Genomic DNA, 20,034 nt, shown 5'->3' on the forward strand with positions numbered 1-20,034 from the left:
CTGCTAGGACGGCGATACGGCACTCACGTTCGGATTCCCGGGGTCGCAGCAGGTCGTGTCGCGCGGCCCGAATGCGGCGAGCGCGTTACCGACGCCGACGGCCGCCACGAGCACGCCGGCCAGGATCGCGGTCTGTACCCCGAAGGAGGCCTGAGGCCTCGCGTGTGCCTCGGTCGCCCGGTCCAGATCGGACGCGCTGTCGTCGTGGGACCCGATGAGTTCCTTTTCAGACACTGTTATCTCCTTCATTGGCGCTCGCCGTCGGCGTGCGGGTTGTGGTGATCTCTTTCGGGCGGCTCGGCTCGAGCAGCAGCACCGAGGGCACCCGAGCCGGGAACCCGAGGCGCAGCAGCCCGTAGCCGATGCCGGCCAGTCCGTTGAACAGCCCGGGCGTCGCGACCCCGCCGGGGGTGCCGCAGCCGGGTCCGTACCGTTCGATGGCGTCGAGCACCAGGCCGGCCCGGTGGCGCAGGATCCTCTGCACCGACCGTTGCGGGTCGGCGTCGGCCAGCACCAGCAGGGCCTCGGTGATGCCCGCCTCGCCGTGGCAGAGGCTGAGGTCGCTCGACACCGACCGCCGCTCGAGCGCCCGGGCCAGGTCGACCGGATCGGCGCCGGCGGGTACCCCGCGGGCCGCGACGAGGCCCGCGGTACCGCGGCACCAGCCGTGGTCGCCGTCGCCGGGCGGGTCGAGGGCGGCGAGGCCGCGCGCGTCGCCCAGCGCCCACGCGATGCCGGCCCGGCCGTCGGCGAAGCCCGGCCCGTCCCCCGCCGGCCCGGCGGCGAGCTGGTCCGCGCAGGTCGCGGCGAGCGCCGCCGCCGAGCTCAGTCCCAGTTCGGCGTGGACCGCGCGCATCGCCGCCAGGCACCCGGCGGTGCCGCCGGCCACGCCCGGCGGGCCGGGCGCGGCGGCCGCCGCGGTGGCGGCCACGACGCCGGCCTGCGCCCAGGCGCGCATCCGCGGGTCGTCGAGCAGCGTCGACAGCCGCGACAGTCCATAGCAGATGCCACCGAAGCCCTGGTAGCCGCCGACGCCGACGTGCACCGCCAGGTCTGGGCGGGCGGCCAGGCTCTCGCAGAGCGGTCCGGCGGCGCTCGCGGCTCGCCGCGCGGTCTCCCGGTACCGGGCGATCCCGGTCAGCTCGGCGAGCTGGGCGAGGAACAACGCGACGCCGAGATAGCCGTTCGCCAGGCTCGCGCCCATCGGCAGCACCATCCACCGGACGCCGTCGACGATCTCGAGGCCCAGCCAGTTCACCCGGTCGCCGCCGGTGACGCCGCGCGCGAGGATCTGGTCGGCCAGCCCGCACGCCGCGGTGAGCAGCCGGAACGGCCCGGCCTCGTGACCCGGTACCGGTCCGGGCAGCGCGGCGGCGGCCCGGTGCCCGCCGTCGACCGGGTGCCGCGACGCCAGGGTGGCGCGGACGATCCACTCCTGGTCGTGCAGGTCGGCGGCGCCCATGGCGGCCAGCGTCGCCGCGGCGTCGTCCAGCCCGGTGCCGGGCAGCAGGCCGGGCAGGCACGCACCGGTCGCGGTCCACACGTCGCGGCCGCCCGCGAGCGCGGTGAAGAACGGAATGTCGCCGCGGCGCAGGTCGGCCACCTCGTGCTCGACCAGCGGGGCGCGCAACTCATCGGCGGCCGAGGCGTTCGACAGGACGCCGAAGGCACGGACCCGGCCGGCGTCGTCGCGCAGCAGGTCCGGGTGGGTTGCGCCGTCCAGCAGCAGCGCGTAGGTGCGGCTCGGCCGGAACGTGATCCGCACGCCGAGCCCGTCGGCGGTGTCCAGCAGCTTCCGGAAGCCGGCCCGGTCGTTCATGATCGCGTCGTAGCCGTCGCGCAGCCCGCCGCGGAGCGCCGCCTCGAAGTCGCTCGGGTCGAGTTCCCGCCCGTGCAGGCGGGGCCGGTTCAGGCCGGCGGCCGTGCCGCCCGGGTGCGGGCGCAGCCGGTCGTGGCCGGGGCCGGTCAGGTTCCACTTCGGACCGTCGGGCGCGGCGGCGCCGTAGCCGCCGAGGCCCGAGCAGTCGACGATGCCGGCCGGGACGACCATCACCGCCGGCAGCAGGCCGGTCCGGTGCACCGAGGCGGACAGCATCCGGCGGGCCGGGTCGTCGGTCGCACCGGGCGGCGGCAGCTCCGGGTGGAACAGCATCTCCGCGTCGACCAGCACCGGATGCTCGCCGTCCGCGATCAGGTTCTCGCAGTGCAGGTCGACCGCCCGGACCGCGTGCAGCAGCGCGAGCAGCGCGCCGGCCCGGCGGTAGAAGCGCGCGCCGGCCTCGAGGTCGGCGAGCGGGCGGTGCGCGATGAACTCGGCGTAGCCGTACGCGGGGCGGGTGAGGGTCGCGGCGGCGCGCAGGTCCAGGCCGGGCACGGCCCCATTGAGCCAGTCGATCAGCGCGGCGAGGGTGGCGTACGAGGCCAGGCTGCGCGGCTTGTAGATCACCCGCCGGCCGTCGCCGAAGGTGAGCAGGGCCACCGACCGGCCGCCCTGGTGCGGGTCGCCGAGTCCGGCGTGGACGCCGGTCAGCGGGCCCGGGTCGCGGCCGTCGAGGAGGGCGTCGATCAGGGCGCGGCGGTCGCCCGCGTACCGTTTGAGCAGCTCCGTGCCGGTGTCGGCGGCCGACGACGCGGCCTCGGCGATCAGCTGGCCCAGCACGGGATAGCGGGCCAGCAGGGTGCTCAGGCCGTCCGGGCCGGCGAGGCGGTGCACGAAGTCCGCGAACCGGCCCGGGCCGTCGTCGCCGGTCAGCTCGCCGGCGCGCTGCCGGGCGTGGAAGTCCGTGGCGAGGACGCCGCCGGTGAGGCGGACCAGGCGGGCGCCGAGCTCCTCGGTGAATCCGTCGGCCGCCGCGGCGAGCTCGGCAGCCGGCAGCACGCCGCGCACCCGGTCGAGCATCCGGTCGCGGGCGGCGGTGACGATCCCGCGCGTCGGCACGGCGAGCGCGGCCGTCACCGCGGCGGCGTCCGGAGTGGACCCGGCCAGCCGCCCGAGGACGTCTGACCAGGAGGAGAGCTGATCGGACGCCGACTCGGTCATACCCAGGTACGGTGCCAGACCCGCGGGAACACCGGATAGGTAGAAGCCACCCATCTTCTCCGGGAACGGGGTCCCGGCGGGAGAAGAACGCGCGACGGCGGCGGCAGCCGGGCTACCCGCGGGACTGCCGTTCTCTCTCTGCCCGGCCCGCGGGAACGTGGCGATGCTGGGCCCATGAGCGCTGACACGCATCCGCTGTCGTACACCCAGCAACAGGTGTGGTTCCTCGACCAGCTCCGGCCGGGCGCGGCGGTCGACCAGCTGCTGTCGGCGACGCTGCGGCTGCGCGGGCCGCTGGACGTGAGCGCGCTGGGCGCCGCGCTGAGCGAGGTGGCGGCCCGGCACGAGGTGCTGCGCACCCGCTACGACACGGCCGGGGACTCGGCGGTGCAGATCGTCGGCCCGGCCGTGCCGGTCGAGCTGACCACCGTCGACCTGAGCGGGCTGCCCGCCGCCGAACGCGAGCGGCAGCTGCGCGAGATCCGGCTCGACGAGCTGCGCAACCCCATCGACTTGCGCAAACAGGCGCCCTGGCGGGCCGGCCTGGTCCGGCTGGGCCCGGCCGAGAACGTCCTGCTGATCACCGTGCACCACATCGCGTTCGACGGCCTGTCGTGGAGCCTGCTCGCGGGCGAACTCACCGAGCTGTACCGGGCCGCGCTGCGGAACGAGCCGCACGCCCTGCCCGCGCCGGCGCGGCAGTACCACGAGGTCGCGCCGAGCGGCGACGGCTACGACCCGGCGCACCTGGAGTACTGGCGGCAGCGGCTGGCCGGGCTCGAACCGCTGGACCTGCCCACCGACGGGGTGCGCCCCGTCGAGTGGGATCCGGCCGGCGACAGCGTCGAGCTGACCGTGCCCGCCGAGGTCGCCGACCGGCTGCGGGAGCTGGGCCGCTCGGCGCGGGCCACCCCGTTCATGGTGCACATGGCGGCCTTCCAGCTGCTGCTCGCCCGGCTCGGCGGCCGATCCGACGTCGCGGTCGGGCTGTCCGTCTCCACCCGCACCGGCGCCGGGCAGGCCCCGCTGATCGGCATGTTCGTCAACACCGTCGTGCTGCGCGCCGACGTCGACGCCACGGCCGGCTTCGCGCCGCTGCTCGAGCAGGCCCGGCATGGGTCGCTGACCGCGTTGCGCAAGTTCGACGTGCCGTTCGACAAGGTCGTCGCGGCGGTCGCGCCGGCCCGCGACACCTCCCGCAATCCGCTGTTCCAGGCCGCGTTCACGTTCCACACCCGGCGGCGCCAGGCGTTCATGCTGGACGGCCTGGAGGTCGAGACGTGCCCGCCGATCTGGGCCGCGTCCCCGTTCGACCTGTCGCTGTACCTCGCGGAGAACGCCGACGGGTCGCTCACCGGCCAGCTCGTGTACCCGACCAGCCTGTTCACCCGGGACCGGGTGACCCGGATCGCGGCGAGCCACGTGCGGCTGCTGAACTCGATCGCCGAGCATCCCACCCGCCCGGTCGGCGCGCTCGACCTGGTGCCCGAGGCCGACCTCGCGCGGTTCACGGCCTGGAACACCACCGGGCTCGAACGCCCGGCCGCGTCGCTGCCGCAGCTGTTCCTGGAGCAGGCGCGGGCCACCCCGGACGCGGTCGCGGTCCACTGGGACGACCGGGAACTCAGCTACGCCGCGCTCGCCAGCCGGGTCGAGGCGCTCGCCGGTTACCTGCGCGGGCGGGGCGTCACCGCCGAGACCCCGGTCGCGGTGGCGATGCACCGCGGCGGGGACCTCGCCACCGCCGTACTGGCGATCCTGCTCGCCGGTGGGATCCTCGTGCCGTTGCCGCCGGAGTATCCGGCCGACCGGCTGGCCTTCATGATCGCCGATGCCGGCGCCGAGCTGATCCTCACCGAGGACGCCGTGGCGGCCGGCCTGCCCGCCGGGGTGCCGGCGGTGGCGCTGGACCGCCGGTGGGCGGAGATCGCCGCCACGCCGCCCGGCGAGCCGCCGCGGATCGCCGACGCCCAGGGCGCCTACCTGGTCTACACCTCCGGCTCGACCGGGCGGCCCAAGGGCGTCGTGGTCACCCACGCGGGCATCCGCAACCGGGTGCTCTTCTCGGTCGAGCGGTACGCGATGACCGCCGCCGACCGGCTGCTGCACAAGACCACGATCGGTTTCGACGCCGCGATGTGGGAGCTCCTGGCCCCGCTGGTCTCCGGCGGCAGCGTGGTGATGGCGCCCGCCGACGGCCACCGCGACCCCGCCGTCATGATCGACGCGATCGTGCGCGGCGGCGTCACCCTGCTCCAGGTCGTCCCGTCGGTGCTGCGGCTGCTGGTCGCCGACCCGGGGCTCGCCGCGTGCGCCTCGCTACGGCTGCTCTGCTCGGCCGGCGAGGCACTGCCCGCCGAGCTGTGCCGGCAGCTGACCGGCGCGCTCCCCGGCGTCGAGGTGATCAACACGTACGGCCCGACCGAGTGCTCGATCGACGCGACCGCCTGGGCGTTCACCGGCGCCGAGCTGCCGGCCACGGTGCCGATCGGCGGCCCGCTGCCCAACACCACGGCGTACGTCGTGGACGCCGCGGGCCGACTCGTCGGCATCGGTACCCCCGGCGAGCTGCGGATCGGCGGGATCGCTCTGGCGCGCGGCTACCGTGGTCGCCCGGACCTGACCGCCGAGCGGTTCACCCCCAACCCGTACGCGGACGAGCCCGGCGCCCGCTGGTATCACACCGGCGACCTGGTCCGGTGGCGGGCGGACGGCGCGCTGGAGTTCCTCGGGCGCACCGACGACCAGGTCAAGGTCAACGGGGTACGGATCGAGCCGGCCGAGATCGAGAACGCGCTGGTCGAACACCCGGAGATCACCGCGGCCGTGGTGATCGCCCGGCGCACCGGCGCGGGCGACGCCCAGCTCGTCGCGTACGTGGTGCCGGCCGTCCCCGCCGACCTGGACGAGCACCTCGCCGCCCGGCTGCCCGCCACCATGGTGCCGTCGGTGACCGTCGCGCTCGAGGCCCTGCCGCTCACCGCCAACGGCAAGATCGACCGGGCCGCGCTGACGGCGCCGCCCGCGGTCGCGGCGCCGTCGCGGGAGCCCCGCACCGGCCTGGAGCGCGACGTCGCGCGGACGATGGCCGAGGTACTCGGCGTCGAACGCGTCGGCGTCGACGACGACTTCTTCTCCGTCGGCGGGCACTCCCTGGTCGCGATCCGCCTGGTCCTGAGGCTGCGCCGGATGTTCGGCATCGAGATGTCGGTGGGCGACTTCTTCGCCCGGCCCACCGTCGAGGGCCTCGCCGGTTGGATCGGCGCGGCCACCGCGGCCGGGGACCCGTCCGCGATCCGGGCCGTGCCGCGGGACCGGACGCTGCCGCTGTCGTTCGGCCAGCAGCGCCTGTGGTTCCTCGACCAGCTCACCCCCGGCAGCGCCGAATACCTGATACCGCTGGCGGTCCGGGCCCGCGGCCCGCTCGACGCGGACGCGCTGCGCCGGGCGTTCGACGAGGTGGTCGCCCGCCACGAGGTGCTGCGCACCCGCTACGTCCACCGCGACGGCGAGCCGGTGCAGGTCATCGACCCGCCCGGCCCCGCGGCGTTCGAGGATGTCGACCTCGCCGGGCTGCCGGACGCCGAGGCGGCCGGGCTGGAGCTGCTCGGCCGCGCCTCGAGCCGGCCGTTCGACCTGGCCCGCGAGCACCCGCTGCGGGTCACCCTGATCCGGGTGGCCGCCGACGACCACCTGCTGGTGATGTCGCTGCACCACATCGCGTTCGACGCCTGGTCGATGGGCGTGTTCCTGCGTGATCTCGACGCGGCCCTGCGGGGCTCGCCCGGCCCGGCCGCCGCGATCCAGTACGCGGACTTCGCCGCCTGGCAGCACGAGCACGGCACCGGGCAGGACATCGCACGCCAGCTCGACCACTGGCGCGGGCGGCTCGCCGGCCTCACCCCGGTGGAGCTGCTCACCGACCGTCCCCGGGGCGCGCAGCGCGACCCCGGCGGCGACTACGTCCGCGTCGACGTGCCCGAGCCGCTGGGCCGGGCGCTGGTCGCCCTGGCCGGCCGGCACGACGCGACACCGTTCATGCTGCTGCTGGCCGGGTTCCAGGTGCTGCTCGCCCGCTACACCGGGCGCACCGACATCGCGGTCGGCACGCCGGTCGCCGGCCGGACCCGGCCGGAGACCGAGGACCTGCTGGGCTTCTTCACCAACACCCTGGTGATGCGCACGGACCTGGCCGGCGATCCCGGCTTCGCCGAACTGCTGTCCCGGGTACGGGCCATGGCGCTCGACGCGTTCGCGAACCAGGACGTGCCGTTCGAGCACCTGGTCGACGCGCTGCAGCCGGACCGCGACCTGTCGCGCAACCCGCTGTTCCAGATCATGTTCGACGTGCAGCACCTGGACCGCTTCCCGGCGACGCTGGGCGGCGCGGCGATCGAGCCGCTGCGTTCCGGCACGCCGGTGGCGAAGTTCGACCTGACCCTGACGGTCCAGCAGCGCGCCGGGGACCGGCTCCGCTGCGTCTTCGAGTACGCCACCGAGCTGTTCGACCGCACGACGGTGGAACGCCTGGCCGGGCACTACCTGCGGCTGCTGGACAGCATCGTGGCCGACCCGGGCGCCCGGGCGTCCGAGCTGGACCTGCTGGGCGACGCCGAGCGGCGCCTGCTCCTGCGCGACTGGGCGGACACCGGGCCGGTGGCCGCCGAGCCGGTGTGCGTACCGCAGCTGTTCGAGGCGCGGGCGCGGCGCACCCCGGACGCGCTCGCTGTGGTGTTCGGCGCCGAACGGCTCACCTACGCCCAGCTCGACGCCCGGGCCGACGCGTTCGCCCGGTACCTGCGATCGCGGGGCGTGACGCCGGAGTCGACCGTCGCGGTGTGCCTGGACCGCTGCCTGGACGCGGTGGTGGTGCTGCTCGGCGTCCTGAAGTCCGGCGGCGTGTACGCGCCGCTCGACCCGGCGCACCCGGCGGACCGGCGCGACTTCATGATCGCCGACGCCGGCGCGCGGATCGTCGTCACCAGCGACGACCTCGCCGACCGTTTCACCGCCGGCGGGTACGAGGTGGTCACCGCGACCGCGGGCCTGCCCGGCCCGGACCTGGCGCCGGCCGCGACCCCGGGCAACCTCGCCTATCTGATCTACACGTCCGGATCGACCGGCCGGCCCAAGGCCGTGATGATCGAGCACGGCGCGTACGCACACCACTGCCGGGTCATCGCCGACGCGTACCGGATCACGCCCGAGGATCGGGTGGTGCTGCTGTCGGCGCTGACGTTCGACGTGGCCATGGACCAGATCGCGGCGACCCTGCTGGCCGGGGCGACGATCGTGGTCAGCGACCCGGTGTTCTGGCCGCCGGCCGAGCTGCCCGCGCGGCTCGCCGAGCACCGGGTCACCATCATGGAGATCACCCCCGCGTACTACCGGGAGATGCTCGAGTACGACGTGTCCGCGCTCGACGGCCTCGCGCTGATGAACGTCGGCAGCGACGTCGTCACCGTCGCCGACGCCCGGCGCTGGGAAGGCAGCGGGCTGCCCGGCCGCTTCCTGTGCAACTACGGCCCGACCGAGGCGACCGTCACCTGCTTCCTGCACCCGGTGCCGCGGACGCCGTCCGGCGAGCCGGCGACGGCCGCGCTGCCCATCGGACGGCCGGTGGCCGGCACCCGCGCGTACGTGCTGGACGCGGACCTGCGGCCGGTGCCGGTCGGCGTACCGGGAGAGCTGTGCCTCGGCGGGGTCCGGCTGGCCCGCGGCTACCGCGGCCGGCCCGAGCTGACCGCCGGGATGTTCGTGCCCGACCCGCTCTCCGGCGCGCCCGGCGCGCGCCTCTACCGCACCGGCGACCTGGTCCGCTACCGGGGCGACGGCGTGGTGGAGTTCCTCGGCCGGATCGACCAGCAGGTCAAGATCCGCGGGCTGCGGATGGAGCTCGGCGAGATCGAGGCGGCCCTGGCCCAGCACCCGGCTATCCAGGCCGTGGCGGTGACGGTCGCCGAACCCACCCCCGGCAACCGGGGCCTGGCCGCCTACCTCGTCCCCCGCCCCGGGACCGCGCCGACGGTGGCCGAGCTGCGCGAACACCTGCGCGAGCTGCTGCCGGAGAACATGGTCCCCGCGTGGTGGACCACCCTGCCCGCCCTGCCGCTGACCGCGAGCCGCAAGGTCGACCGCAAGGCGCTGCCGGCACCCGACCTGGCCCTCGGCGCCCGGGAGCACACGGCGCCGCGGAACCCGGTCGAGCAGATCATCGCCGACATCTGGCGCGAGGTGCTGCACCGCGACACGATCGGCGTCGACGACGACTTCTTCGCCGTCGGCGGTCACTCGCTGCTCGCCACCCGGGTGCTGGCCCGGCTGCACGCCACGTTCGAGGTGCGGCTCGCGCTGCGCTGCCTGTTCGAGGCCCGGACGGTCGCCCAGCTGGCCGAGGCCGTCACCGCCGCGGTCGAGGCGGACATCGCCGCCCTGTCCGACGCCGAGGTGGCGGACCTGATCGCCTGACGTGACCGGAGGCGGTGGGCGCTCCGCTCGCCCGCCGCATCCGACCTTGCCTCCCGGCCAACCGCCGTTTACCGTGACGGAACATCGTTTCCCTCAATGGAACAGGGGGCACATGCTCAGCGCGTCCCTCGGCCTGATCGCGGTAGCGGAGATCGTCCTGCTCTGCCTGGTCATCGCGATGCTCCGGCACCGGCCGGACTGGACACTCGGCCTGCTGATCCTGGTGATCGCGGCTCTGATCTGGGACAACGCCGTCATCGCGAGCGGCGGCACCCTCGGCGAGGGCGAGCCGCTGCGGACCCTGTCCGTGCCGCGCTACGTGACGCACGCCCTGCTGGTACCCCTGCTGATCATGGTCGGGGTCGGCCTCGGCCGCCGGCACGGCATCCGGACCCTCGCCGGCAGGGCCGCGCCCGCCGCGTTCGGCGCGCTCACCGTCGCGCTGATCGCCGCCGGGCTCTGGCTCGACGTCGTCACGCTCCAGCTGGAGCCGACCCGGTACGCCGACACCGTGCGCTACACCAACGCCGCCGCGCACGGCGCGCCGATACCGGCCGTGGTGACCATCCTGGTGCTGATCGGACTCGGCGTCGCTCTCCTGGTCCGGGCCCGCCGGCCGTGGCTGCTCGCCGGGGCGGTCGCCATGTTCGTGGCGGCCGCGGCGGGCGCGATGGCGTTCTGGATCGGCAACGTCGGCGAGCTGCTGCTGATCCTCGGTATCTGGTGGACGGCCGCACGCACCGCGCCGGAGAGGGAGCTCGCGGGCTCGGTCCCGCCCGCCTGACCGCCTTCCCGGCCCACCTCAGTGGCCGAAGCAGTCCGGCTCGCCTTTGATTCGTATCTTCACGATCTTCATGGGGACGTCGGGTTCATAGAACCAGATCTCGTTCGGATCCAGACAGCCCGCAATATTGCCGTCGGTCAGCCAGACGGTGTCGTCGTCGCGTGAGTTGTAAACGGCGTAGGCCTGGCGCCCTCGCGAGCCCAACTGCTGCCAATTCGACGTTATGTCCTGGTAGGCCGCGGTCGGTTTTCGGGCCATCCAGTCCGCGCTGTTCAGGTATAGGCAGACCCGCGGATACCTGCACCCATATTTGGTGTCGGCCGCCGCGGGCGATCCGATCACCGAGATGCTTGCGCTGGTCAATGCGGTGACGATACCGGCTGCCAGCAATTTCCGTCGCATTCGCACACCCCCGCTCGCGCAGTTCGCAAAATGCCAGGCTGCCCATGCTGCCACAGGTTCGAGAATCGACGATCAATTTCGAGAACAGCACAGTTCGTCCGACCATTTTCCAGCGCGCGGATCTCGAGACGACGTCGGCAATCCGACAACCGGGCGGCGCGCTGCCGACAAGTCGCCTCTTGGGGAGCACAAGTGGAGGTACGGGCATGAACTACTCGCGGCGGGCGGCCTCCTTGCGGCCGCGCTTGCCCATCGGCACCTGCGACATGTCGACGGCCTGCGCGCTGAGGTTCTTGTAGCCGTACCCGTGCTCGTCGAGGTACGCCACCGCGGCCGCCTCGGCGCCGCGCACCACGGCCGGAACGTCCTGCTCGCTCTGCGCCGTACGGGAGAACCGGAACGTGAAGAACGGCCGGGCCGCGATGTCGTAGGTCAGCGAACCCTCATCGGTGTACGCGGCGAACGCCACGTCGTGCTGCGCCGCGCGGGCGAGCAGCCCGGCGCGCTGCTCGGCGTCGAGCCCGTCGAAGGCCCCGCGCACGGTGACCCGGATGGTGCGTGTAGTCATGCCGCGACCGTAGACGCCCGGACGGCCTCGTTCCACCGGTTTGAACAGCACGACGGCGCCCTTCGTGGATCAGCCGATCCGATGCACGCGGGATGTTTCGCCGACGTTATATCTTGAGGTCATGGCGCACGATGGCGGTCGTCCCGCTCGGACCTTCATCTCGTACGCACACGACAACCCGGAGCATCGCTCGCTGGTTCGTGAATTCTGGTTCTTCCTGCGGAAGTCGGGCCTGGATGCCTGGAGCGACTTCGAATCCGCCGAAAGGCGCCTGGAATGGCCTCGCACAATGGAATCCGAGTTGGCCCGGGCCGAGTTCATTCTGATCATCGCATCGCCGGAATATCGCAGGCGCGCCGCCGCGGACCGCCCGCCCGGCGAGATCGTCGGCCGCGGCGTCGAGTACGAGTCGGCCTTCATCCGCGACCGGATCTACCACGACCGTCACCGATGGTTCGCACGAGTGCTGCCGGTGGTGCTTCCCGGCGGCTCCACCGACGACCTGCCCGAGTTCCTGCTGCCCAGGACCAGCACCGTCTACCGGGTCACCGACTTCAGTGTCGCCGGCGCCAAGGGCCTGCTGCGGGTGCTCACCGACCAGCCAAGCGAGATCGCTCCCCCCATCGGCGAACCTCCGTTCCTGGCACCCCTGCCGGCACCCGGTGACCAGCCCAGCGAGATCGCTCCCCCCATCGGCAAACCTCCGTTCCCGCCACCCCTGCCGGCACCCGGTGACCAGCGCGCCCGTCTCGCCGACGACCTGGTCGCGCAGTTGCGGGAGCTCCCGGCCATGGAGACCGCGCAGACCAAGGCGCATTTCCACGCCATGATCGCCGGGCGCCTGCCCGTCGCCCCGGTGGCATCCGGGGATCAGGACACCGACCGCTTCCTCCGCCACCTGGTCACCGGCCTCACGGAGGTGCCCAATGGCCTGTGGACCCTGTCCGGTACCGTCCACTTCCTCCACCCCGACCAACCCGTGGACGTCGAGGTACGCCGGCTGGTGGAAGCCTTCCTCCGAGGGCCGTGACACGGATTCTCCGCCCGGGCACCGACACATTTCAAATCCGCTGCGATAGCGCGGCCAGGTCCTAGACTGCACCTGAGTACACTCTGCGACACGTGTGCATCTGCATGTGCACACGCAGTCCAACACGCCTTAGTCTGGGAAGTGAACGATGCAGGAGAGCGTAGGCGTGGTAACCGAGGTGGAGGACCTGAGCGGGTTGAAGCTGTCCGAACTCCTCGACCAGGACAGCTCCCGGTTCGCCGACACGCTGCGCCGCCTGCGCGCCCGGGTCGGCCAGCCGAGCCGCAGCATCAGCGGATACAACCCGCAGCGCCTGGACTGAGCTCCACCTCGGCCGGCCGAAGCCGCGTGACGCCCCAGGGTGACACGTGGCCTATTTCTGGCGTGCCGGGTTGATTCGGCGCATCGCCCCCACGACAATCAGTCGGCAACCACGGGCCTCGACGGTCCGGCGGGTCCGGTGCCGCACCGTCCGTCATGACGACGTGGCCGCGACCGCTGACGCCAAGGATCTCCGATGCCCGCCGTACGCTCTCCTCATCCGCACCACGTCGTGGCGGCGGAAGTCTTCGCCGCACTCACGAGCGGGAACGGTGACGCCGCAGCGATTCGGCGGTTCACCGAGACCGAGCGGAGCTGGCGCATGCCGGGCATCCATCACCTGCTGACGGCGTGCAGCGGCATGAACCACTATCCGCTGCCTTCGGTCGACCGCGCCTGGGAGCTGTTCGTCCGGGCGGAGGCCCGCGACGAGGCGGCCACCACCGACGTCCTGATGTATCCGCTGACGGGCATCTGGATCTCACACATGTTGCGCCGCCTCGATGGAGTCGTCACCGAGCAGTGCCCACTGTGGATGGATGTCGGATATCTGCATTCGCTCAGCGCGGCGGCGGCGATCCGGTCCGGAGTGGACTTCGCGCTCGCGGTGCCCGTCCGCGCCGGAACCGTCGTGCTGCCCACCCTCGGCGCCGCGACCGTAGGCGACGCGGAGACCGCCGAGGTGCGGCGGGTCGGCGACGACGTCACGGTCTCGGCGGGAGGCCGGACCGTTCGCCTGGACGCCGACGATCCACACTGGCGTCCGGCGCCTCGCTGCTCCGCCGAGTCGGACGGCCTGCGCATCGAATTCCTGATCGATGATGTCGATCCCTATCGGGACATGCGGGGCTACTCGGCGCCGGATCCGCTGGACCGCGATGATCTGAACCGATGGCAGCAGCTACTGACCGAGGCGTGGCAGCTGCTGGTACGCCAGGACCGGGTCCGGGCCGAGAGCGTCGCCGCCTCGCTCAGCACGGTCATCCCGCTCCCGGCCGCCAAGCCGTGGCGGCCGCTGAGCGCCTCCTGCGACGAGGCGTTCGCGGCGATCATGGCGTCGATGCCGGACGATGCCGAACAGCTGGCGGCCACGCTCGTTCACGAGACCCAGCACGTCAAGCTCGGCGCGCTCTTACACCTGATGACGTTCGTCGATGACCTCGGCGGCCCGCTGGCATACGCACCCTGGCGGGACGACCCGCGCCCGCTGAGTGGGATATTGCAAGGCATCTATGCCTTTATCGGAATCACCGACTTCTGGCGGCATCGCGCTACACATATCGCCGAGTACGAGTTCGCGCTCTGGCGCATTCAGCTCGCCAACGTCCTCGGCGACCTGCGCGCGGATCCGCGGCTGACCGACGCCGGCCGGGACCTGCTCGCCAACCTGCACGCCACGGTGACCGGATGGGCCGACGTGCCGGTCGCGGCGGACATCCTCCGGCAGGCCACCTGGGCCGCGGCCGACCATCGTGGCCAGTGGCGCGCCTTTCACCTCGCGCCGCCGGCGGAGTGGGTCGACCTGGCGGCGTCGGCGTGGACCGCCGGCGAGCCGTGCCCGGCCATTCCGGCCGGGCAGGCCGATCCGGTGACCGACACGAGCGCACGCTGGCTGGACGCCCGGGCCGTGCTGGCCCGGATCCGGTTGGCCGATCCGGATCAGTTCACCATCCTCGCGAAGGCGCCCGGCGAGATCGCGTCACAGGTGCCGGGCACGCTGCCGGCCGATCTCGCCTTGATCGCGGAGGATGCCCAGGCGGCCCAGCGCGGCTACCTCCGCGACCTGACGATCGACCCGACGCACCCACGGGCCCTGGTGGGTCTCGGTCTGGCCCGCGAGGCGCTGGGCGAACCGCTCGCCGTCCTGCTCGAGCGACCGGAGGCGATCCGCGCACTCGCCGGCCGGATCGACCGGCCGCACATCGTGGCGCTCGCCGAATGGATGGACGGCACACTTCCCCTTGCTGAATGCGTCGACATTAGTACTATCAGTAATCTCAGTTCGTCGTCGTAGTCACGCCGGGGAGGGTTCGCGGTGCGGTCTGACTCGGACACTCTCCGCCCGTGACCGTTCCCCAGCCGGAGTCCGGCGCCCGCGCCGAGATCCTCGACGCCATCGTCCAAGTTCTGCAGCGAAGCGGGCGCTTCAGCGATCAGGACCGTCGCCACGCGATCGTCCGCGAGGTCGCTCAGCGGACCCGGCGGCGCATGGACGTGGCGCAATCGCCCGATGAGCGGCTGCACCTTCTCATGATCATCCGCGAGTGCGCCCGCCGGGGATGCCTGTCCGACCTGCTGGACTGCGTCTGCGACGACGTGGACAGGTGGACCGTCTGGCGGCTGCGGCAGCTCAACGACGAGTGGGACGGCATCGAACACTTCACCGACCGGGTGTGGCTCGCCATCAAGGACACCCTGGAGCAGGTCGACGTCTCCAACGGCACCACCCTGTTCAACACGGCGCAGTGGCGCAACCCCAAGCCGCCGCACTGCCGCAACGTCTGGCACCTGTTCGCCTACCTCGCCGGCTCGAACGGCGACGACGAGGGCGTCCCCTACTTCATGACCTTTCTCCGCATGGTCGCGGATCAGCTGGAGACGCAGGACGGCCGCCCGTTGAAGAGACTGCTCGACCAGTTGGCCTCCGAATGGAACATCACCGACTCGTTCCAGCGCGTGTACCGCACCCGCACCCGGGAGGTCGGCCGCGCCGATCAGACCGCGGCCCTGCTGATCCTCATCGATCCGCACCCGCTGAACCCGGGCATGTTCACCGTCATGCACTGGTACGGCTGGGCGCCCGAACGAACGCTGCTGGTCAAGGGCGGCGAGGATCTCGTCGTGGCGGAGGCGGGCCTGGAGCACGCGGTCCGCGACATCGTGAAACAGGCCGAGGAGGGCTGGCCGACCGACGACCAGCAGTTGCGGATCGAGTTCATCCTGCCGTTCGAGCTGCTCAACCTGCCGGTGGAGCGCTGGCCCAAAGAACTCGACCCGGAAGACGGGCCGGTTCCGTTCTACAAGCACTACGCGGTCGTCGTCCGCAGCCTGGACCGGATCCGGCGGCCCGACCGCCACCGGGTCTGGCGAGCACGCTGGCACATGCTGGAGGACACTCCGACCCAGGCCCGCTGCCAGTACAGCGAGGACGCGCGCGACCGCCTCGAAGAAACGATCACGCGCGATCGCCGGATCGTCGCGCTCGTGCTGAGCGAACCACCGGTCCCGGCGTCCGGCGAGGGAATGAGCGAGATCAGAATTGCGATCCGAACCGGAATTCCGATCATCATCTGGCATCGCAGTCACCGATTCAGCGATGAGTTCCGCCGAGTGATCGACGAATCCATGTACTACGGCGATATAGCAAAACTGCCGGATCGCGTATTCGACTTGAGGCTGGACCAATCGATGTCCAATGATGAACGCGCGGACATCGGCAACAACCTCGTCGTCCTCTGGGACGACCCTGTGCGCCTGCCGGAGGAGTTCCGCGCCGCCTCGGGAGGAGGATACTGACCGTTGGCCGAGGGGTGGGGCGGCGCGCGGATGTCCGCCGATGGTTCGCAGGAGAATGCCTGGCCGTCGATCATTGCCGGCCTCGACGAGCCGGGGATGACCGAGGCCCTGGCACGGCTTCGCGGCCCGGCCGACGGGTGGGAGGCCCTGATCGTCGTCGACGACCATCCGTCGATGGTGGTCTGGCGCGAGACCATCGACCGGTTCATCGAGATCGCCGGCCGCTCCGTCGGTGTCACCCGGGTGCAGCACTGGCACCTGACGCTGCCCGCCTCCGGCGCCGGCCAGGTGCTGGTCCGCGCCGCGGAGGGTGGGTCCGCGGCCCAGCCGCCGGCCCGGCTCGTCGACGGCGGCCGGCGGCGCCTGCTGCTGGTGCTGACCGACGGGTCGGCTCCCGGCTGGTCCGCATCCGCCTCGGCCGCGGCCTTCCAGCTGTGGGGCCGGACCCACCCGGTGGCGATCGTTCACCTGCTACCCCAGGCCATGTGGCGGCGCACCGGTCTGGCCGGTGAGCGCCTCCGGATCCTGCCGGTCGGCACCGCAACGGCCAACGCGTTCCTCGCCTGGCGGCCGCTGGATGCGATCCTCAACGCCGACGACGGCCCGCCGACGGTCGCCCGCGACGAGCCCGGGGGGATGCCGGTCCCGCTGCTCGAGCTGAGCCCGCAGTGGATCGAGGTCTGGCTACGGCTGATCACTCAGCCCGCCGGCGACCACGCCGACCTGCCGTGCCTGCTGATGGCGCCGCCGGACGCCGGATCGCCCGACGCGGAACCACCACGGAGTGTCCAGGCCGCCGCCTTCCGGGCGGTCGCCTCGCCGCAGGCGTTCAAGCTCGCCACCTTCCTCGCCGCGGCGCCGCTCAACGTGCCGGTGATGCGGCTGATCCAGGCCGAGCTGCTACCGGACTCACGGACCGAACACCTCTCCGAGATTCTCGTCGCCGGTCTGATCCGGCCGGTACCGCGCGACCACGCCGCCGACGCGAGTGGACTGGTGACGCACGAGTTCCCGCCGCGCCTGCGGGTCGAGTTGCTCGCCAACGCGCGCCGCCACGAGACCATCCGGGTCGTGCACACGCTCGACGACTTCCTCGGTGCCCGGGTACCGGCGATCCGGCGACTGCGCGCGATGGTGGACGATCCGACCCAGCCGGCAACGGTCCGGCTGGAGCCGGGTGAGCTCCGGCTGGTCGAGATCCAGGCGGTGGTACTGCACGCGCTGTCCGGCCGTCATCTGCCGCTGGCCCGGCGCATCCAGGGTCTGGTCGCGCAGGCGTCCGGCCGCGAAGCCGAGCTCAACCCGACGGTCAAACCCTACGATCCAGCGGAGGCGGGAATGTCGCTGATTCAGGAACCTGGACCTGCGGACGCACCGGAGCCGGCGCCGACGGTGATCGCCACCACCCGCTCCTCCGTGCGCGTGCCGGCCGTCTGGGGCAGCGTTCCGCCGCGCAACCCGAACTTCACCGGCCGCATCGAGCTGCTCGGCCAGCTGCGGGAGAGCCTGACCGCCGAGCCGACCGCCGTGCTCCCGGAGGCGCTGCACGGCATGGGCGGCGTCGGCAAGACCCAGGTGGTGGTCGAGTTCGTGTACCGCAACGCCGGTGACTACGACGTCGTGTGGTGGATCTCGGCGGAACGGCCCGCGCAGATCACGGCCTCGATGGTGGAGCTGGCCACGAAGCTGCGGCTACCGGTGAACGCGGAGGCGGCGGCCGTGCCCGCGGTCAAGGAGGCGCTGCGCGTCGGGAACCCGTACGCCAAATGGCTTCTGGTCTTCGACAACGCCGACGTGCCCGACGACGTCAGCCCGTACTTCCCGCTGGGCGGCCCCGGGCACATCGTGGTGACCTCGCGGAACCCGCTGTGGGAGGCGGTGGCCAAGAAGGTCGAGGTAGACGTGTTCCGCCGGGAGGAGAGCCAGGCCCTGCTGGCCCGGCGCGCACCGGCGCTGGGCCCGGCGGAGACCGACGCGCTGGCCGCGGTGCTCGGCGACCTGCCGCTGGCGATCGAGCAGGCGGCGGCGTGGCTGGCCGAGACCGGAATGCAGGCCCGGGAGTACCTCACCCTCTTCGAGGAGAAGAAGATCGAGCTGATGGACATCTCGCCGCCATCGGACTACGAGTTCCCGGTGGCGGCCGCCTGGAACGTGTCGCTCGACCACCTCGCCCGGACCCGTCCCGCCGCGCTGCGGCTGCTGCAGCTGTGTGCGCTCCTGGCGCCGGAGCCGATCTCGCGGACCCTGCTGTCCGCCGGCAACCGCATGCACGTCTCCCCCGAGCTGGCCTCGGCCCTGCGTGACCCGATCCAGCTGGGCCGGGCGATCCGGGAGATCAACCGGTACGCGCTGGCCCGCGTCGACCACGCCAAGAACACGATCCAGATGCACCGCCTGGTGCAGGCCGTTCTCGTCGAGCGCATGACGCCCGAGGAGCGGACCGCCATGCGCGACAGCGCTCACCAGTTGCTGGCGGCGAACAACCCGCAGCAGCCGGCCAACCGGGACGAGTGGCCGGTGTACGCCGAGTTGTACCCGCACCTGGTCGCCTCCGGCGCGATCACCGACGCCGAGGACGACTGGGTACGCGATCTGGTGATCGGCGAAGCCAAGTACCACGTCTTCTGGGGCAACCCGACGGAGAGTCTGACCATCTGCGAGACCGCGTACGCCGCCTGGAGGGAGAAGCTCGGCGAGGACGCGCCACAGACCCTGGAGATCGGACGCTGGCTCGCCTTCGTCCTGTTCGCGCTCGGCCGGTACAAGGAGGCCGCCACGCTCAACGCCGACCTGCTGACCCGGCATCAGCGGTTCGCCGACGAGTACCCGGAGGCGCTGCTGGACGCGATGCAGGCGGTGGCGGCGGACCGCCGGGTCGAGGGCCGGTTCCAGGACGCGCTGGAGCGTTCCCGCGAGGTGTACGACCGTTGCGTCAGCCTCTACGGCGATGACGAGCCGTTCACCCTCAACGCGGCACACAACCTGGCGGTCAGCCTGCGGCTGGCCGGGCAGTTCGAGGCGGCGCGGGAGGTCGACCAGAACACCTGGGACCGGAAGGTGCAGATCTTCGGGCAGAGTCACGAGGAGAGCCTGCGCGCCCACCGTGGTGTCCTGATCGACCGGCGCCAGCTCGGCGACTACCTCGCCTCACGCGAGGAGTTCGAGCGGCTGACCGACTCGTTCGTGGACAGCCTCGGCGAACGCGACCCGCAGACGGTCGAGACCAACCGGAGCCTCTCCGTGACCCGGCGCAAGGCCGGCGATCACCGAGGCGCCCTGGCGACCTCCGAGGACGCGCTCAAGCGGTACGTCGCGGCGTTCGGCGAGGCCAATCCCGGCACCATGTCGGCGGCCCTCAATTTGGCGCTCGACCTGCGCCAGGCCGGCGACCTGGACCGCGCCGAGGCGCTCGCGACCGAGAACTTCCAGCGGTTCCGGGACACGCTCGGCAAGACTCACCCGCACGCACTCGCCGCCGGCGGCAACCTGGCGATCATTCTCCGGCTCAAGAACGACGTGGTGCAGGCCCGGGAGCTCAACGAGGTGACGCTGGCGCGGCTGCGGGACGGCCTGGGGCCCGACCATGTGCTGACGCTGAGCTGTGCCACGAACCTGGCCAGCGACGTCTACGCGGCCGGTGAGATCGAGACGGCGAGCCGGATGGACACCGAGTACCTGGGGCGCTATCGCGCCGCGCTCGGCCTCGACCACCCGTCAACGCTGGCCGCCGCGCTCAACCTGGCGATCGACCTGCGCGCGCTGGGCCGCGCCGACGAGGCACACGCCTTGCACGACGACACCGTGGAGCGCTATCAGCGGGTGCTGGGCCCGGACCACCCGGCCACCAAGGCCGCGCTGAAGTGGGAGCGCGCCAACTGCGACATGGACCCGATGCCGCTCTGACA

General features: G+C 72.4%; 11 protein-coding genes. 7 read left to right on the forward strand and 4 right to left on the reverse strand.

Features of this window, described 5'->3' with window-relative positions:
* Positions 1-3: 3 nt before the first annotated feature.
* A complete protein-coding gene (locus ACIBSW_RS11355) occupies positions 4-234 on the reverse strand; it encodes a hypothetical protein (RefSeq protein ID WP_354722303.1) in 231 nt (76 codons plus the stop codon).
* Entirely contained in the window at positions 227-3,040 is a 2,814-nt protein-coding gene (locus ACIBSW_RS11360; protein ID WP_354722302.1) for a type 2 lanthipeptide synthetase LanM family protein, read from the reverse strand. The genes ACIBSW_RS11355 and ACIBSW_RS11360 overlap by 8 nt, the downstream gene beginning before the upstream one ends.
* Before the next feature lie 174 nt (positions 3,041-3,214).
* On the opposite strand from ACIBSW_RS11360, the gene ACIBSW_RS11365 reads away from it, so the two are divergent.
* Positions 3,215-9,508, forward strand: coding sequence for an amino acid adenylation domain-containing protein (locus tag ACIBSW_RS11365; protein ID WP_354722301.1), 6,294 nt, complete (start codon positions 3,215-3,217; stop codon positions 9,506-9,508).
* A 112-nt stretch (positions 9,509-9,620) separates the two neighbouring features.
* Positions 9,621-10,292 (forward strand): hypothetical protein, encoded by a 672-nt coding sequence (locus ACIBSW_RS11370; RefSeq protein WP_354722300.1) that lies wholly within the window; start codon positions 9,621-9,623, stop codon positions 10,290-10,292.
* A gap of 18 nt (positions 10,293-10,310) precedes the next feature.
* On the opposite strand, the gene ACIBSW_RS11375 is transcribed toward ACIBSW_RS11370, so the two are convergent.
* Positions 10,311-10,694, reverse strand: a complete 384-nt coding sequence (locus ACIBSW_RS11375; protein WP_354722299.1) for a hypothetical protein — start codon at positions 10,692-10,694, stop codon at positions 10,311-10,313.
* 211 nt (positions 10,695-10,905) lie between these two features.
* Positions 10,906-11,262: a DUF6204 family protein gene (locus ACIBSW_RS11380; RefSeq protein WP_354722298.1), complete on the reverse strand. Its 357-nt coding sequence runs from the start codon at positions 11,260-11,262 to the stop codon at positions 10,906-10,908.
* Positions 11,263-11,383: 121 nt separating this feature from the next.
* On the opposite strand from ACIBSW_RS11380, the gene ACIBSW_RS11385 reads away from it, so the two are divergent.
* The 5 genes from ACIBSW_RS11385 (at position 11,384) to fxsT (ending at position 20,032) form a co-directional block, all read left to right on the forward strand.
* A complete protein-coding gene (locus ACIBSW_RS11385) occupies positions 11,384-12,292 on the forward strand; it encodes a TIR domain-containing protein (RefSeq protein WP_404799300.1) in 909 nt (302 codons plus the stop codon).
* 148 nt (positions 12,293-12,440) lie between these two features.
* Entirely contained in the window at positions 12,441-12,614 is a 174-nt protein-coding gene (locus ACIBSW_RS11390; protein WP_354722296.1) for a hypothetical protein, read from the forward strand.
* A 321-nt stretch (positions 12,615-12,935) separates the two neighbouring features.
* Entirely contained in the window at positions 12,936-14,627 is a 1,692-nt protein-coding gene (locus tag ACIBSW_RS11395) for an HEXXH motif domain-containing protein (RefSeq protein ID WP_354722295.1), read from the forward strand.
* A 50-nt stretch (positions 14,628-14,677) separates the two neighbouring features.
* On the forward strand, positions 14,678-16,129 hold the full coding sequence (locus ACIBSW_RS11400) for an effector-associated domain 2-containing protein (RefSeq protein ID WP_354722294.1): 1,452 nt from the start codon (positions 14,678-14,680) through the stop codon (positions 16,127-16,129).
* 3 nt (positions 16,130-16,132) lie between these two features.
* Positions 16,133-20,032: an FxSxx-COOH system tetratricopeptide repeat protein gene (gene fxsT, locus ACIBSW_RS11405; protein WP_354722293.1), complete on the forward strand. Its 3,900-nt coding sequence runs from the start codon at positions 16,133-16,135 to the stop codon at positions 20,030-20,032.
* The last annotated feature ends 2 nt before the right edge of the window (positions 20,033-20,034 follow it).

The sequence above is a fragment of the Actinoplanes sp. NPDC049668 genome (genome assembly GCF_044465445.1).
Classification (GTDB): Bacteria; Actinomycetota; Actinomycetes; order Mycobacteriales; family Micromonosporaceae; genus Actinoplanes.

Excerpts from the sequence above, each read along its gene's own strand:
- ACIBSW_RS11360 (WP_354722302.1), bottom strand. The coding sequence starts at position 3,040 with ATGACCGAGTCGGCGTCCGATCAGCTCTCCTCCTGGTCAGACGTCCTC.
- ACIBSW_RS11365 (WP_354722301.1), top strand. The coding sequence starts at position 3,215 with ATGAGCGCTGACACGCATCCGCTGTCGTACACCCAGCAACAGGTGTGG.
- ACIBSW_RS11370 (WP_354722300.1), top strand. The coding sequence starts at position 9,621 with ATGCTCAGCGCGTCCCTCGGCCTGATCGCGGTAGCGGAGATCGTCCTG.
- ACIBSW_RS11375 (WP_354722299.1), bottom strand. The coding sequence starts at position 10,694 with ATGCGACGGAAATTGCTGGCAGCCGGTATCGTCACCGCATTGACCAGC.
- ACIBSW_RS11380 (WP_354722298.1), bottom strand. The coding sequence starts at position 11,262 with ATGACTACACGCACCATCCGGGTCACCGTGCGCGGGGCCTTCGACGGG.
- ACIBSW_RS11385 (WP_404799300.1), top strand. The coding sequence starts at position 11,384 with ATGGCGCACGATGGCGGTCGTCCCGCTCGGACCTTCATCTCGTACGCA.
- ACIBSW_RS11390 (WP_354722296.1), top strand. The coding sequence starts at position 12,441 with ATGCAGGAGAGCGTAGGCGTGGTAACCGAGGTGGAGGACCTGAGCGGG.
- ACIBSW_RS11395 (WP_354722295.1), top strand. The coding sequence starts at position 12,936 with ATGCCGGGCATCCATCACCTGCTGACGGCGTGCAGCGGCATGAACCAC.